Origin of the sequence: Synechococcus sp. CS-197, assembly GCF_025128215.1 — a bacterium.
Taxonomy (GTDB): domain Bacteria; phylum Cyanobacteriota; class Cyanobacteriia; order PCC-6307; family Cyanobiaceae; genus Synechococcus_C.
Genome location: NZ_JAHLZC010000014.1, coordinates 1 through 14,880 on the forward strand (window position 1 = coordinate 1; position 14,880 = coordinate 14,880).

A 14,880-nucleotide genomic window follows, 5' to 3' on the forward strand; every position below is an offset into this window, starting at 1 on the left:
CCTGAGAGGAGGGAGCCCTGGATAAAGTCGTCTCGGCCTAGGTCGAAGTAAATCTGTTGTCCGGTTTCAACCGATTCAAAAGTGAGAAACACATCATCAAGACCGGATCCTTGATCAGTGAAGTCAACGTTCACGGTGAGGAAGGCCCCACCGGGTTGTGAGGGATCGAGGCGATCTGAACTGAGGCTGAGACTGTTGATGATGGGTGTGGATGTGTCTTCAGGTCTAAGGGCTTCTTGAGTTGTGTTGTTCACAACAAATGAGAGAGCACTTTGGTCGATATTCAAGGCATCGAGCTGCTCAAACCAGATGGCGTCAGTGGGAAAATCATCGCGATAGAGGTCGAAGCCATTACCTGCTTGATCGCGTGTGCTCAGGGAGCTCAATGTCCATTGACCGTTAGCAGTGAATTGATCGAGTTCCCTGCTGCTCTGAATCGTTCCAGCCAGAGCATTGCCATCAATGGCATCTCCTAGGCCGAAATACAGAGATACTCGTTGGTCACTGGTTGTCGATTGATAAGAGAGTATGATGTATTCCAGACCAGATAAATCAGAGAAGCTGATTGATCCCGCGAGGAACGCTCCTCCTGGTGCTGAAGGATCAAGATCGGTGGAGTTGAGAGAAGCGCTAGTAAGGGTTGGTGCCTGGACGTCGCTGGTCAAAATTAAGGCGTCTTAAAATAAATCTCGGTGAGATTCGCGCGCACTTGCTTTCTGAGTCAACCCTTCAGCTGTAGGTGATTGATATATATCTAGTAGCAACTTAAAGTCAACTTTGTTGTTTCTGAAATTCGTCTGAGTATTGTCAGAAATTTTGCTGAGAGCAGCGTGCTTTGCGGGCTTGATTGCCTGCTGACGCTATTGAATCTGATCAAACACGGTGAACATCGGCAGGTACATCGCCAGCAGGATGGAGCCCACAATGCCGCCCACCACCACGATCATCGCGGGTTCAAGCATCGAGGTGAGCGCCTTCACGGATGCCGAAACCTCGTCTTCGTAGAAGTCGGCCACCTTGCTGAGCATCTGGTCCATCTCACCGGTTTCCTCGCCGATCGAGAGCATGCTCAAGGCCATCTCCGGCAGCACTTTCTGGCGGGTGAGCGCTGTGCTCAGCAGCACGCCTTCCTGCACCAGGCCGCGCGATTCCAGGATGGCGTCGGAAATGATGGAGTTGCCTGCGGTTTCGCTGGAGATCTCAAGCGACATCAAGATCGGTACGCCAGCGCGGGTGAGTGAACTGAAAATCCGGCAGAACTGGGCGGTGGCGGTTTTCATGATCAAGTCGCCAAACAGCGGAACTTTGAGCATCAGGCGATCAATCACCCGGCGGCCCTTGTGGGTGGCGTAGTAGCGGCTGAACAGCCAGATCCCCACCAGCAGCACTCCAGCGAAGACGAGTGCTGCCGAAGAGCGCAGCAGTTTGCTCAGGTCCACCATCAGCTGCGTGAACAAGGGCAGTTCGGCCCCCAGGTCTTCGAAGATCCCCGCAAAGGTGGGAATCAGAAAGATGGTCATTCCCAGGAACACCAGAATCGCGATCACCAGAACGGCCACTGGGTAGCCCAGGGCTCCTTTGATCTGGTTCTGCAAGCGGGCGTTGTCTTCCAGAAGTTTGGCCAGGCGCTTGAGTGATTCATCGAGCACGCCGCCCGCCTCGCCGGCGTCCACCATGGCCACGGTGAGTTGATCAAACACCTTCGGCCACTGGCGCATGGCAGCTCCCATGGCTGTGCCCTGGTTCACTTCCAATCCCACGGCGGTGAGCGCCTTCTTGAACATCGGCAGCTTCTGCTGGGTGGCCATCAGATCGAGGCTGCGCACGATCGGTACGCCGGCATCCACCAGCGCGGCCAGCTTGCTGGCCCACACCGCTTTGTCTTTCACGCCAGGGGGCTTTTGCAGTGCTTCCTCGAGGGTTTGAAGAAATCCGGATCGGTTGCTTGGTTTGCTTTCGTTGGCGTTGCTGTCTTTACCGGTTGGGTTGATGGCTAAGGCGATTGATTCTGCGCGTAGGCCAGAACGTCTGAGTTGTTTTTTGGCAGCGGCAGGATTGGGTGCATCGATGGTTACGGTGCGCTTCTTGCCTTTCACCGTGATGCAGTGAGCCTCGAAGCGCTGGGTGCGTGGTGCTTGTGCCGGTTTTTTGTCGTTATGGATTTCAACTTGAATGGGTTTTAAGCCACGTCGTCTCAGATTCTGTTTTGCTGTTGATTCATCCTTGGCATCAAGAATTCTGCTTGCTCTTTGGCCTTCTTGATTAATATAAACAGCTCGATACTTCGTCATGGTTGTCACCCGCTGATTAATCGTTCGAGCTCTCCAGGTTTGGAAGCTTTGCTCATGGCTTCTGGTTGCGAAATTTGTTTGGTCTTCACGAGATCTGCCAGCGCCTTCTCCAGGGTCTGCATGCCCAGTTCGCCACCGGTTTGAATTTGTGAATACAGCTGGGCAGTTTTTCCTTCGCGGATGAGATTGGCGATGGCCGGTGTGTTGATCATGATTTCCTGCGCCATCACCCGACCGAATTGCCCAGGCGCCGGGTTGCTGCGGCGGCACAGGGTCTGGGAGAACACCGCCACCAAGCTCCCTGAGAGTTGCACGCGGATCTGGGTTTGTTGCGCGGGGGGGAACACATCCACCATGCGGTCCACGGTTTGGGCCGCTGAGCTGGTGTGCAGGGTGCCGAACACCAGGTGCCCGGTTTCAGCAGCGCTGATCGCCAGCTGGATGGTTTCCAGATCGCGCATTTCTCCCACCAGGATCACGTCGGGGTCTTCCCTGAGAGCTGCTCGCAGTGCATTGGCGAAACTGCGGGTGTCTTCATTGAGCTGGCGTTGGTGCACCAGGCTCTGATCGCTTTTGTAAACGAATTCGATCGGATCTTCGATCGTGAGGATGTGCTCGGCGCGGCTGTGATTGATGTGATCCAGCAGGGCCGCGAGCGTGGTGGTTTTGCCTGACCCAGTCGGGCCGGTCACGAGCACCAATCCCCGGGGTCGTTTGCTGGTTTCCACCACCACGGGGGGCAGATTCAGCAGCTCGATGCTGGGGATTTTGCTGCCAAGAGCTCGCAGACAGGCCGCGTAGCTGCCCTTCTGGCGGTACACGTTCACCCGGAAGCGGGCCACGCCTTTGAGTCCATAGGCACAGTCGAGCTCCCAGGTTTGCTCGAGCGTTTTGCGCTGGCTGTTGTTGAGCATGGAAAAGATCAGCCGGTTGCAGCTTTCCTCCATCAGGGGCTCGTCGCGCATGGGCCGCAACTGGCCGCTGAAGCGGCCGTAAGGGGGTTGACCGCTGGCGATGTGCAGGTCGCTACCGCCCGCTTCCACCAGCTCCTGCATCAGGTCTTCGATCATCACTTCCATGACGCAGCCCTCAATGGCGTGGGGTAAGGCAGTACGGACATTCCAGCCAACCTTCCTGAAGTCCGCCACCACATCCGCTGCAGGTGAGCGTGCTCAGGGCTCGGGCCCGCCGTTCGGACTCCAGGCCGGCATCGGTGAGCACCATGCGGCCCACTTCCTCCAGGGTGGTGCGTCCTTCGCGCACGAGATCCAGGCTGTAGCCCAGCAGCGTTTTCATCCCTGATTCCAGGGCTAGCTGGCGCACCATGTCGGTGGTGGCTCCCTTGGCCACTGCAGCGGCCATCACTTCATTCATGCGCAGCACCTCGTACACCCCCACCCGGCCCTTGTAGCCGCTGCCCTGACAGGTGGGACAAGCGTCCGGATGTCCCTCGCGGTGATTGGCCCTGAAGAACGTCACGCCCTCTTCATTGCTGGTCATCAAGCCGAACCGCCCGAGCTCCTCAGCTTTCGGGTGATAGGCAAGGCGGCAGTCGGGGCAGACACGCCGCAGCAGGCGTTGGGAAACGATGCCGATCAGCGACGCGCTCACCATGAAGGGCTCAACGCCCATTTCATCCAGTCGGGCGATGGCGCTGGGTGCGTCGTTGCAATGCAAGGTGGTGAGCACGAGGTGACCAGTGAGTGCTGCCTCGATGGCGGTTTTGGCCGTTTCCAGGTCGCGGGTTTCGCCCACGAGCAGCACATCCGGGTCTTGGCGCATGAAGGCCCGCAGCGCCTGGCTGAAATCGAACCCTTTCTCTCGGTTCACCTGGCATTGGGTGATGCCGGGGAGGGTGTATTCGATCGGATCTTCCACCGTGGAGATGTTGATTCCAGGGTCGTTGCGTTCGGCCAGCAGGGAATAGAGCGTGGTCGATTTCCCCGATCCGGTGGGTCCGGTCACCAGGATCATGCCGAAGGGTTTGGAGCCCAGGGACCGCACGGTGTCGAGCGTTGTCTCACTGGTAATCAGCTTGTCCAGGCCCAGCTGGGTGGCGGAGCTGTCCAGCAGTCGCAGCACGATCTTCTCCCCGAAGCGACTGGGCAGGCAATTCACCCGAAAGTCCACGGTGCGGTTCTGGAATCTGCGCCGAATCCGCCCGTCCTGGGCCACCCTGCGCTCGGCGATATCCAGATCCGCCATGATTTTGAAGCGTGAGGTCACCGCTGGCACCAAACGGCTTGGCAGAGGCTCGATGCTGGTTTGCAGCACGCCGTCCTGGCGAAACCGCAACTGCAAGCCAGCCTGCTGGGGTTCCACATGAATGTCGCTGGCTCCCAGCTGCAGCGCCTGCATCAGGATCCGGTCCACGAGATTGATCACCGGTGAACGATCGGCATCGTTCAGTCCGTCTTCCAGATCCACGATCGAAGACGACTGCAGTTCGGCCTCATCGGGGTCGTCCTCCAGCACTCCGTCCACGCTGAATTCCGCGAGATAGGAGCTGGCGGTGTCGGCAATGCTCTCCGGTGCTTGCTGAGGAGCTTGCGCGTGTTCCTGCTGTGGTTCTTGCTTCTGATCTTGGATTGCTTCTGCCGGAGCTGGTTCGAGAAGGCTGCTCAGGGTGGCTGTGAGCTCGCCGTGGCGCTTCGGATCCAGTCCCAGCGCCGTCAAATCGCTCAGAAGATCCGGTTTGTCGGCGCTGCTGAGGGTGCCTGGGATGGTGCGTTTCAGCAGCAGTTCCAGTTCCAGTCGGCGGCGATCGTCACTCACAGCACATCAAATCCAAAAGGTGCGGGCTTCCGCCGCTTGTGGGAGGCCTACCTCACCTATCAACATGTCTAGACGTGAATTCGCAACCGGTCAGCATGAGTGGCGACGCCTCCACCCCTGAGCAGGATCCGGCCCAGGTTGTTGCCGACGGGCAGCAGCCTGTCGAGACGCCCAATGATCCTGTCGAGACCCCCTCGGCTTCCGATCCCGGCTCGGCGGCTGAGGTTTCCCCTCAGACCGGTAACAACGAGGCTCGCCTGGAGCAACTGGAGCGGGAGCACACCACCCTGCGCGACGAACACGATGTGTTGCGGGGGCAGTACATGCGCATCGCTGCCGACTTCGACAATTTCCGCAAGCGCCAGAGCCGGGATCAGGATGATCTCAAGATCCAGCTCACCTGCAGCACGCTGAGCGAGATTCTTCCTGTTGTCGACAATTTTGAGCGCGCACGCCAGCAACTCGATCCCCAGGGAGAGGAAGCTCAGGCTCTGCACCGCAGCTATCAGGGCCTCTACAAGCAGCTGGTTGATGTGCTCAAGCAGCTTGGTGTGGCTCCGATGCGCGTGGTGGGTCAGGAGTTCGACCCCACCCTGCATGAAGCGGTTCTCAGGGAGCCCAGCGATGCCCATCCCGAAGATGTGGTGATCGAGGAGTTGCAACGCGGCTATCACCTCAACGGCAAGGTGCTGCGGCACGCCATGGTGAAAGTGTCCATGGGCCCAGGCCCGCAGGATGGCGCCTCTTCTCAGCCTGCCGAAGCACCAGCGGCGGATGCCCCCGCTGAGGACAGCGGTTCCGGTGATGGCAACGGTTGAGCCAATGATCAGACCCCTCCCCTTACTGTGACCTTCGGGATTTCCAGCTGATGGCCGATTATTACGAGCTTCTCGGTGTCAGCAGGGATGCCGACGCCGACACCCTCAAGCGTGCCTACCGCCGTCTGGCTCGCCAGTACCACCCGGATATCAACAAGGAGCCTGGGGCTGAAGACCGTTTCAAGGAGATCGGTCGGGCCTACGAGGTGCTCAGCGATCCGCAAACTCGCGGTCGTTACGACCAATTCGGTGAGGCCGGACTCGGTGGTGCCGCCGGGATGCCCGACATGGGCGATATGGGCGGTTTCGCCGACCTTTTCGAAACCTTCTTCAGTGGCTTTGGTGGTGCCGCCGGCGGAGCCCGTCAGCAGCGTCGTCGCGGCCCCCAGCAGGGGGACGATCTCCGCTACGACCTCACGATCGACTTCGATCAGGCGGTGTTCGGCCAGGAACGGGAGATTCGTGTGCCCCACCTGGAATCCTGCACCACGTGCGGAGGCAGTGGGGCCAAGAGCGGCAGTGGTCCCACCACCTGTTCCACCTGCGGCGGGGTCGGCCAGGTGCGCCGGGCCACCCGCACCCCCTTTGGAAGCTTCACCCAGGTGGCGGAATGCCCCACCTGCAACGGCAGTGGTCAGGTGATCGCTGACCCCTGCAACGCCTGTGGTGGCCAGGGTGTGGTGCAGGTTCGTAAAAAGCTGCGGATCAATATTCCTGCGGGTGTGGACACGGGCACGCGTCTGCGGGTCGCCGGTGAGGGCAATGCCGGCCTCCGTGGTGGTCCTTCCGGGGATCTGTACGTGTTCCTCACCGTTAAGTCCCACCCCACGCTGCGGCGCGATGGCCTCACCGTGCTGTCTGAGGTGAAGGTGAGTTACCTGCAGGCGATCCTTGGTGACACGATCGAGGTGGAGACGGTGGATGGTCCCACCAGCCTGGAGATTCCTGCTGGCACGCAGCCCAATGCCGTGCTCACCCTCGAGAACAAGGGCATTCCCAAATTGGGTAACCCTGTGGCTCGGGGCAATCAGCGGGTTGCCGTCACCGTGAAACTTCCCACCCGCTTGAACGACGAGGAGCGCGGTTTGCTCGAGGAGCTCGCTGGACACCACTCCGCCAGAGGGGAACAGCATCACCATCACAAGAGCGGACTGTTTGCGCGGCTCTTCGGGCAGCGCTGACCATGGCAGCCCTCCAGCCTGATCAGGTGCTGGATCTGTGCGGAACGCCCTGTCCGCTCAACTTCATCCGCTGCCGGCTTGCCTTGGAATCCCTCGCCCCAGGGCAGTGCCTGCAGGTTGATCTCGATCCCGGTGAACCTGAAGAGATGGTGGTGCCCGGGCTGCGCCGGGATGGCCATGGGGTCACGGTGGAACGCCTGGGGCCTGATCGGGTCCGCCTGTTGGTGATCTGCAGCGGTGAGTGAGGCTGCACCCGATGGCGGCATGGTGGTGGCGCTCCAGGCCAACTACCTGGAGGTGGAACTGGATGCCCCATCGCCCGGCACGCCGGCCCGTCTTCTCTGCACCCGTCGCACCCGGCTCAACCATCGCGGCGCTGCTGTGCATGTGGGGGATCGGGTCACGGTGGAGGCGATCGATCCAATCCAGGCCCGTGCTGTTGTGTCCGCCGTGGAACCCCGCAGCAGTTTCCTGGTGCGGCCTCCGGTCGCCAATGCCTCCTGTGTGCTCGTTGCTTTGGCTGCGGAGCAGCCTGCGTTCGATGCCGATCAGGCCAGTCGCTTTCTGCTCACTGCGGAACAGACCGGTCTGCAGGTGCAGCTGGTGCTCACCAAGTGCGACCTTCTGGCGCCTGAGCAGCAGCTGGCGTTGAAGCAGCGTCTGGAGGGCTGGGGCTATGCCCCCGTGATGGTGTCGGTCCAGACAGGCCTCGGTTTGGATCCGTTGCGCGCCGTACTCGCGTCTCAGGCCATCACCGTGCTCTGCGGCCCTTCAGGGGTGGGTAAAAGTTCGCTGATCAATGCCTTGCTGCCAGGTCTGGCCCTGCGGGTCGGCGCTGTGTCGGGACGGCTGCAGAGGGGCCGGCACACGACGCGGCATGTGGAGCTGCACCCCTTCAGCCCAGGAGCCCGTGTGGCGGATACGCCCGGCTTCAACCGACCGGACCTGCCTGGGGATGCCCGCAATCTTGAAGTGCTGTTCCCGGAACTCCGGGACCAGCTCACCATTCATCCCTGTCGCTTCCGCGATTGTCTCCATCGCGATGAACCGGGCTGTGGAGTCAGTCGCGACTGGGAGCGCTATGGGTTCTATCGCGGAGCGGTGGAGGAACTCCTGGGGATCAGCCGCCCATCCCGGGGAGGTTGAGATCGAGACCTCCGGTGAGATCTTGCATGCGCTCTTTCATGGTGGCGGTGGAGCGTTCGTAGGCCGATTGGAGAGCAGCGAGAACAGCTGCTTCCGCAGTGTCTTGGCCCTCGTTCAGCAGACTCGGATCCAGCTTCACGCGCAGGGGTTGTTGATTGCCGGAGAGCCAGATGCTGGCCCGACCGTCCTCACTGCTGCCCTCGATTTCCATGGCATCGAGCTCTTCCTGCAGTTTCTGGGCGTCCTGCTGGATCTGCTGGGCCTTGCGGAAGGCTTCGGTGAGCTGTCCGAAATTGGGAAGTCCGAAACCGGCCATGGAACTGCTGAAGGAACTGGAAGGTTAATCGGGCGTCTCGAAGCCCAGCCGTTTCACTTCTGGATGCAAGGCAATGCCTTTGGCCTCCATCACTTCGCCTTGCACCAGGCTGATCAGGGCGCGGATGTCGTTCGCTGAGGCATCGCCAGTGTTCACGATGAAATTGGCGTGAAGCTCAGACACCTGGGCACCACCGATGGCCCGGCCTTTGAGCCCCAGGGATTCGATCAGCCGCCCGGCTTTCTCCGGTTCGGGGTTGCGGAAGACGCTGCCGCAGCTGGGCAGTTTGTAGGGCTGGGTGGAGGTGCGATGGTTGAGGTTGCCACTGGTGAGGCGTTGCAGTTCGGCCGGGTCGTGACCGGGTTCGAGCTGAAATTCGGCGGCCACCACCAGGTGCCGGTTGCTTTGCAGGGCACTGTGGCGGTAGCTGAACGCCAGTTCGTCCCGACTGAGGGTGGCGAGGCTGGGTTGTGCGTCGCTGAAGCGGATCACATCCACACTGATCAGCTGTTCCGCCGTGCAGCCTCCCTGCGCTCCGGCATTCATCACGGCGGCACCGCCCACCGTGCCGGGGATCCCTACAGCCCACTCCAACCCTTGCAAGCCAGCTTTGGCAGCACGCCTGGCCAGGGTGGGCAGCGGCTCTCCAGCGGCGGCACGCACGCGTCCCGTGTCTGCATTCAACGCACTGCCTTGCAACCGTCTCAGGCAAAGGGTGAGTCCGGGCAAGCCGCCGTCGGCGATGAGCAGATTCGATCCCGCTCCGATCATGTGAACGGGGAGTCGTCTCTCCCTGGCCCACTGCAGGAGCTCTGGGATCTGCTCGGTGCTGGTTGGTTCAGCCAGCCATTGGGCCGGACCTCCCACGCGCCAGGTGGTGAACTCCGCGAGCGGAACCTTCTGTTGCAGGACACCGCAATCCTGCAGAGCCGTCAGGCTGCCAGTGCCGGTGGACATGACGCCTGACCCTCGCTTGAAGACTGCGACAACCGCGACCAGAGGCTGTTCACATCACCGGCACCCATGGCCAGGACCAGATCATCGGGGAGGCTGTGTTCCTTCACGAGGCTGACGAGCTCATCCATCGTTGATGCCACCAGAACGGATTGCTGGGTTGATAGCTCCTGCATGACGCTGGCCAGCGCTTCACTGTTCACCCCAGGCATTTCAGCTTCACCGGCGGCGAAGATCGGAGCCAGCAGCACCAGTTCAGCGGAAAGCAGTGCCCGGGCGAATTCGGTTTGGAATTCCTGGGTGCGGCTGTAGCGATGGGGTTGGAACACAGCGACCAACCGCTGCGGTGATCGAGGCAGAGGGCTGCGACCACTGGAGACCATCAAGTTGGCCATGTTCAGTGTTGCTGCCACTTCGCTGGGGTGATGGGCGTAGTCGTCAACGATCTGCCGGCCCTGCCAGTCGCCTCGATAATCGAACCGGCGCCCTGGGGTTTTCAGCTCTGAGAGGTGGCTGATCAAGTGTTCAAGGGGCACACCCTCCATGCGGCAGGCGGCGAGCGCACCGATGGTGTTGCTCAGGTTGTGCAGTCCGGGCATGGGCAGGGTGATCTGCCCCACAAAAGTCCCCTGTTCGTAGAGGTCGGCGATGGTGCGATCGCCTTCAAGAGCCACGGGCAACCCTGCAAAATCCACGTTGTCGCTGCGCTGGACCGACCACCAGGCATCGGCTTGGAAGTGCTCGCTGAGGATGGGATCGTCCTGATTGGCAAGCAAGCGTTTGCAGCCGTCTCCGAAGCGTTGAAGGGTTGCGATCAGGTCGTCCAGATCGCGGTAGTGGTCGGTGTGATCCAGTTCGAGATTGGTGATCACACCCAAAGAGGCTCTGAATTTCACCAGTGAGCCATCGGATTCGTCGGCTTCAGCCACCAGAAGGCGTCCTTGGCCGGCATGGCCGTTGCTGTCGTAACAGGGAACGATGCCACCAATCACAGCAGTGGGATCTTCGCCGGCACCATGAAGAAGGGTGGTGACCACCGTGCTGGTGGTGGTTTTGCCGTGGCTGCCAGCGATGGCGATCGATGGTTGCTGGTCGATCAGTGCCGCGAGTAAATCCGAGCGATGCCACACCTCGAGCTGCCGCTCTCTGGCGGCAACCAACTCAGGATTGTGGTCGGGAATGGCACTGCTGATCACCACGATGGGTGAGGAACGATCCAGACGATCCAAGGCCTGGAAGTTGGCGGCAGCTTGGGACTCAAAGGCCACCATCCCTGCGGTTTTGAGGCTCTCCATGGCGGGAGACAGCCGGCGGTCCGAACCGCTGACGCGATGGCCTCGGCTGAGCAGAATCCGCGCCAGCGCAGACATACCAATACCGCCCGCACCGATGAAGTGCACAGGCGATTGAATGTCAAGCGTGCAGACCAATGACCGCAACCGGGAACACGCACGATAAATCAGCTTTTCGAGCTGACCAGCAGTTCAGAAACTTTGTAGCTCTGGGTTGATGGTGATCAAAAAATCATGCGTAACAAGGTAAATCCCGTGATTTCTGTATGATCGGCGGCCAAACCCAGTAGCGGATCACCCGCTTTTGTTATGACCCTGCGCGTTGCGATCAATGGATTCGGCCGAATTGGTCGCAATGTGATGCGGGGTTGGCTGAGCCGCGGAGCTGATACCGGACTCGAGATCGTGGGGATGAACTCCACATCCGATCCCAAAACCAGCGCCCACCTCCTCACCTACGACTCGATCCTCGGTCACATCGATCGCAGCGTTCAGATCGAAACCACCGACGACACGATGATCGTCAACGGCAAGGAGATCAAATTCTTCGCTGATCGCAATCCCCTCAACTGCCCCTGGAAGGATTGGGGTGTGGATCTGGTGATCGAGTCCACCGGTGTGTTCAACACTGATGAGAAAGCCAGCATGCACCTTGAAGCCGGTGCCAGCAAGGTGATCCTCACGGCGCCTGGCAAAGGCGACGGTGTGGGCACCTTCGTGGTGGGTGTGAACGACGATCAGTACCGCCACGAAGATTGGAAAATCCTTTCCAACGCCAGCTGCACCACCAACTGCCTGGCTCCGATCGTGAAGGTTCTGGATCAGAGCTTCGGCTTGGATTGGGGTCTGATGACCACCATTCACAGCTACACCGGTGACCAGCGCATCCTCGACAACAGCCACAGGGACCTGCGTCGTGCCCGTGCTGCTGCCCTCAACATGGTTCCCACCACCACCGGTGCTGCCAAGGCTGTGGCTCTGGTTTACCCCGAGGTGAAGGGCAAGCTCACCGGTTTCGCCATGCGCGTGCCCACCCCCAATGTGTCCGCTGTTGACCTCACCTTCGGTCCGTCCCGCGCCACAACCGTGGATGAGGTGAAGGCTGTGATCAAGGCCGCTTCCGAGAACGGCATGAAGGGCATCATCAAGTACAGCGACCTGCCCCTGGTTTCCACCGATTACGCCGGCACCAACGAATCCACCATCTTTGATGCCGACCTCACCTACGCCATGGGTGACAAGGCGGTGAAGATCCTTGCCTGGTACGACAACGAGTGGGGCTACAGCCAGCGCGTGGTGGATCTGGCCGAAGTGGTGGCCCGCAACTGGAAGTGATCCAGAAGAGCGCACTGACTTGCGTGTTTCGATCCCCCCTGCCAAGGGGGGATTTTTTATGGCCTAGGTCGCTCCGTAATGGGCGAACCCCTCAGCGACCACCGGTGCGTTGTCGTGGCTCCACACGATCGCTTTGGCTTGATCGGTGATCACTCCCACCTGCCGGCAGGACGGTTGCGCGTCAATCCAGGCTTTCGCCCAGGGTTCGGGGAGGGTGACCACCAGTTCGAAGTCTTCTCCGCCACTCAGGCACCAGCGTTGCCAGAGCGGACCCTCGGGCCATCCTCCTGCCCGTGGCAGTTTTGTTGTGTCTAAAACGGCGCCGCAGCCACTGCTTCGACAGAGGCAGTCGATGGCTTGAAGCAGACCGTCGCTGCTGTCGGTTCCACCGGCTCTCCAGGGAAGCCCCCCTGGCTTGCTCATCACCAGTGACCTGAGCGCATCAAGCCTTGGCTGTGGACGCTGGTGCTGTTGGATCGCCTGTTCTTTGAGAGCCTCCGGCAGGGTGACGCTCTGCAGCGAGGACTCCTCGAGAAGCAGGGCCAGCCCCAGGCGGCTCAGACCATGGGCTCCGCTCACCACGATCCAGTCGCCAGCTCTGGCCTGGGACCGGTGCAGCCGCAAGGGCCCGAGCGTGCCCAGCGCAGTGATGGAGAGCATCCTTGCGGGGCCCTGGGAGCAGTCGCCCCCCAGCAGCACGCCCCCACTGTCCTGGAGGAGGGAGTCGATGCCGCGGTAGACACCCTCCACCCAACTCCAGGGCGTGTGGCCTGGCGCGACGAGCCCCACCGTGATTCCCAGGATCTGGTCCACACCGCTGGCGGCCAGGTCGGAGAGATTGGCGGCCACAGCACGCCAGCCCACATCCAGCGCTGCCGTGGTCGCATCACTGAAGTGGATGCTCTCCACCAGCACGTCGGTATTCACCAGCAGATCCCCAGATGGCTGCTGCAGTTGAGCGGTGTCGTCGTCGAACTGACCTGGTGGAGCGAAGCGCGCCAAGCGCCGCAGCAATTCCGCTTCTCCCAGGTCTGCCAGGGTCTGCGTCACAGCCGATCAGGCGTGGGCCTGCAGCCGATCGGCTCCATCCACCACCGCAATGCGGTTGATCTGGTCGTCCACGCTGAGTTCCTCGAGAACATCGAAGCCATCCACCACATACCCGAACGCGGCATTGCGTCCATCCACCAGATTCAGACCGGCAGGGGTGAGCTCCGCCTCGTAAAGAAACAGGAAGAACTGGGATGAGCCGTCATCGAGTGCCTGATCGGAATGGGCCCAGCCGAGGGTGCCGAGGGTGGAGAAGGGCAGCACGGGCGTCGCCTTGTACAGACCCACATCTTCAAAGGTCTCGTTGTAGAAGGTGTCTGGCTCTCCGGGTACACGAATTTCCAGGGGCACATGCCGTTCCTGCTTGCTGGTTGGATCCACATATCCGATGGCTGGACCTTCGGGATCGCCGCTTTGCAGGATGTAGAAGTCTTCCGCTCTGGTGAAGGGAAGGCCGTCGTAGAAGCCCTTCAGGCTCAGGTCGATGAAGGCACCGGCCGTGAGAGGTGCGTTGTATCCATCCACCACGGCAGTGAGATCGCCCTGGGTGGTGCTGATCACCACGGTGGCTCGGCCATTGAGGCGGGGCAGGTCATCGAACTCCGCGGGAATCGCAGGGATCCGGTCATCAATCAGCAGGAATTCGAGATCGCCGATCGTGGACAACGTCTGCCGGCGGCTCTGGATGAACCCTGACTTGTCCGTGGCATCCACCCGTTCTTGCAGTTGCACCAGACCGTCTTTGACCGTGTTGAGCAACTGTTCAGCCTGCGGGCGATCGGCGTCGGGAACGGCGTTGAGAATGTTGTTGGAACGCGTGTTCAGCAGCGCTTCGCTGCGGCCGATGGTGCGTCCGAGGGCGCTCCAGCGCTTGGCCCGTAAATCATCGCTGGTGCCTTCCAGGCGGTGTTGCAGTTCGCGCAGGTCCTCCTGGTCCATCGGCAGGGAATCCCGCAGGATCGCAGCGGGATCCTGCACAGCATTTCCTTGAGGTAGTCCGGCCCAGACCGGTTCGGCCCCAAGCAAGCCGACCACGATCAGAAGGCTGAGCAAGCCAGTACCCCAACGCTGAAAAGCCAACCGAATCGCCAAGGAGAACCCCAGGTGCTGAAAGGACTTTGGCACAGCCGTATGATCCCCTGAACCGTTCAGCGGGAATGATTTCCAGCAACGACTTTCGCACTGGCACCACCATCGAGCTGGACGGTGCCGTCTGGCGCGTGGTCGAGTTCCTGCACGTCAAGCCAGGCAAGGGTTCTGCCTTTGTGCGCACCAAGCTCAAGGCGGTGCAGAGCGGCAACGTGGTGGAGAAAACCTTCCGCGCTGGCGAGATGCTGCCCCAGGCCATCCTCGAGAAAGCCACGCTTCAGCACACCTACATGGAAGGTGAGGACTATGTCTTCATGGACATGGGCACCTACGAGGAAACGCGCCTGTCTGCCAAGCAGATCGGAGAAAGCCGCAAGTACCTCAAGGAAGGCATGGAGGTGAATGTCGTCTCCTGGAATGACAAGCCCCTCGAGGTGGAGCTTCCCAATTCGGTTGTGCTCGAGATCAAGGAGACGGATCCCGGCGTGAAAGGTGACACCGCAACCGGTGGCACCAAGCCCGCCATTCTTGAGACCGGTGCCCAAGTGATGGTGCCTCTTTTTCTTTCCATTGGTGAGAAGATCAAGGTCGACACCCGCAACGACACCTACTTGGGTCGGGAGAACAGCTGAC

Annotated in this window: 15 protein-coding genes; 6 read left to right on the top strand and 9 right to left on the bottom strand. The window is 60.6% G+C overall.

Features of this window, described 5'->3' with window-relative positions; all coding sequences use genetic code 11:
• From KQ296_RS04890 to KQ296_RS04905, 4 genes are all read right to left on the bottom strand, one after another.
• Positions 1–665: hypothetical protein (locus KQ296_RS04890; protein WP_259726377.1), on the bottom strand; the 665-nt coding region annotated here is incomplete at its 3' end.
• Positions 666–860: 195 nt separating this feature from the next.
• Complete coding sequence (locus KQ296_RS04895) at positions 861–1,907, bottom strand: type II secretion system F family protein (protein WP_399240472.1); 1,047 nt, start codon at positions 1,905–1,907, stop codon at positions 861–863.
• 389 nt (positions 1,908–2,296) lie between these two features.
• The gene (locus KQ296_RS04900) at positions 2,297–3,370 is read right to left on the bottom strand and encodes a type IV pilus twitching motility protein PilT (RefSeq protein ID WP_259726378.1); all 1,074 of its coding nucleotides are present in this window, start codon (positions 3,368–3,370) and stop codon (positions 2,297–2,299) included.
• A 10-nt stretch (positions 3,371–3,380) separates the two neighbouring features.
• Positions 3,381–5,066 carry an ATPase, T2SS/T4P/T4SS family gene (locus KQ296_RS04905; RefSeq protein WP_011931956.1) on the bottom strand — a complete coding sequence of 562 codons (1,686 nt, stop codon included), beginning with the start codon at positions 5,064–5,066 and terminating at the stop codon, positions 3,381–3,383.
• Positions 5,067–5,161: 95 nt separating this feature from the next.
• Between KQ296_RS04905 and grpE the strand changes: the two genes are divergently transcribed.
• Genes grpE through rsgA form a run of 4 tightly spaced genes read left to right on the top strand, consistent with a single transcriptional unit; the run spans position 5,162 to position 8,211 of the window.
• Positions 5,162–5,884, top strand: coding sequence for a nucleotide exchange factor GrpE (grpE, locus tag KQ296_RS04910; protein WP_011931957.1), 723 nt, complete (start codon positions 5,162–5,164; stop codon positions 5,882–5,884).
• Between the two features lie 50 nt (positions 5,885–5,934).
• Entirely contained in the window at positions 5,935–7,065 is a 1,131-nt protein-coding gene (gene dnaJ / locus KQ296_RS04915; RefSeq protein WP_011931958.1) for a molecular chaperone DnaJ, read from the top strand.
• Positions 7,066–7,067: 2 nt separating this feature from the next.
• The gene (locus KQ296_RS04920) at positions 7,068–7,310 is read left to right on the top strand and encodes a sulfurtransferase TusA family protein (protein WP_011931959.1); all 243 of its coding nucleotides are present in this window, start codon (positions 7,068–7,070) and stop codon (positions 7,308–7,310) included.
• 19 nt (positions 7,311–7,329) lie between these two features.
• Positions 7,330–8,211 (top strand): ribosome small subunit-dependent GTPase A, encoded by an 882-nt coding sequence (gene rsgA / locus KQ296_RS04925; protein WP_050815906.1) that lies wholly within the window; start codon positions 7,330–7,332, stop codon positions 8,209–8,211.
• Here the strand turns inward: rsgA and KQ296_RS04930 are convergent.
• The 3 genes from KQ296_RS04930 to murC are packed head-to-tail and all read right to left on the bottom strand — an operon-like array spanning position 8,186 to position 10,851.
• Entirely contained in the window at positions 8,186–8,527 is a 342-nt protein-coding gene (locus KQ296_RS04930) for a YbaB/EbfC family nucleoid-associated protein (RefSeq protein WP_011931961.1), read from the bottom strand. The genes rsgA and KQ296_RS04930 overlap by 26 nt on opposite strands.
• 24 nt (positions 8,528–8,551) lie before the next feature.
• Entirely contained in the window at positions 8,552–9,484 is a 933-nt protein-coding gene (murB, locus tag KQ296_RS04935; RefSeq protein WP_011931962.1) for a UDP-N-acetylmuramate dehydrogenase, read from the bottom strand.
• The gene (gene murC / locus KQ296_RS04940; RefSeq protein WP_370593962.1) at positions 9,460–10,851 is read right to left on the bottom strand and encodes a UDP-N-acetylmuramate--L-alanine ligase; all 1,392 of its coding nucleotides are present in this window, start codon (positions 10,849–10,851) and stop codon (positions 9,460–9,462) included. Before murC ends, murB begins: the two co-directional genes overlap by 25 nt.
• A gap of 231 nt (positions 10,852–11,082) precedes the next feature.
• Between murC and gap the strand changes: the two genes are divergently transcribed.
• Positions 11,083–12,108 carry a type I glyceraldehyde-3-phosphate dehydrogenase gene (gene gap, locus KQ296_RS04945; protein ID WP_011931964.1) on the top strand — a complete coding sequence of 342 codons (1,026 nt, stop codon included), beginning with the start codon at positions 11,083–11,085 and terminating at the stop codon, positions 12,106–12,108.
• A 63-nt stretch (positions 12,109–12,171) separates the two neighbouring features.
• Here gap and thiL read toward each other — a convergent pair whose 3' ends face one another.
• Together thiL and KQ296_RS04955 are read right to left on the bottom strand one after the other, a co-directional pair.
• A complete protein-coding gene (thiL, locus tag KQ296_RS04950) occupies positions 12,172–13,158 on the bottom strand; it encodes a thiamine-phosphate kinase (RefSeq protein ID WP_011931965.1) in 987 nt (328 codons plus the stop codon).
• A gap of 6 nt (positions 13,159–13,164) precedes the next feature.
• Positions 13,165–14,244, bottom strand: coding sequence for a peptidylprolyl isomerase (locus KQ296_RS04955; RefSeq protein WP_399240476.1), 1,080 nt, complete (start codon positions 14,242–14,244; stop codon positions 13,165–13,167).
• Between the two features lie 71 nt (positions 14,245–14,315).
• Between KQ296_RS04955 and efp the strand changes: the two genes are divergently transcribed.
• Positions 14,316–14,879, top strand: a complete 564-nt coding sequence (gene efp / locus KQ296_RS04960; protein ID WP_006042657.1) for an elongation factor P — start codon at positions 14,316–14,318, stop codon at positions 14,877–14,879.
• Position 14,880: the final 1 nt, after the last annotated feature.

Coding starts and splice junctions, on each gene's coding strand:
- efp (WP_006042657.1), top strand. CDS start 14,316: ATGATTTCCAGCAACGACTTTCGCACTGGCACCACCATCGAGCTGGAC.
- grpE (WP_011931957.1), top strand. CDS start 5,162: ATGAGTGGCGACGCCTCCACCCCTGAGCAGGATCCGGCCCAGGTTGTT.
- murB (WP_011931962.1), bottom strand. CDS start 9,484: ATGTCCACCGGCACTGGCAGCCTGACGGCTCTGCAGGATTGCGGTGTC.
- KQ296_RS04930 (WP_011931961.1), bottom strand. CDS start 8,527: ATGGCCGGTTTCGGACTTCCCAATTTCGGACAGCTCACCGAAGCCTTC.
- dnaJ (WP_011931958.1), top strand. CDS start 5,935: ATGGCCGATTATTACGAGCTTCTCGGTGTCAGCAGGGATGCCGACGCC.
- gap (WP_011931964.1), top strand. CDS start 11,083: ATGACCCTGCGCGTTGCGATCAATGGATTCGGCCGAATTGGTCGCAAT.
- murC (WP_370593962.1), bottom strand. CDS start 10,851: ATGTCTGCGCTGGCGCGGATTCTGCTCAGCCGAGGCCATCGCGTCAGC.
- KQ296_RS04920 (WP_011931959.1), top strand. CDS start 7,068: ATGGCAGCCCTCCAGCCTGATCAGGTGCTGGATCTGTGCGGAACGCCC.
- rsgA (WP_050815906.1), top strand. CDS start 7,330: ATGGTGGTGGCGCTCCAGGCCAACTACCTGGAGGTGGAACTGGATGCC.
- KQ296_RS04900 (WP_259726378.1), bottom strand. CDS start 3,370: ATGGAAGTGATGATCGAAGACCTGATGCAGGAGCTGGTGGAAGCGGGC.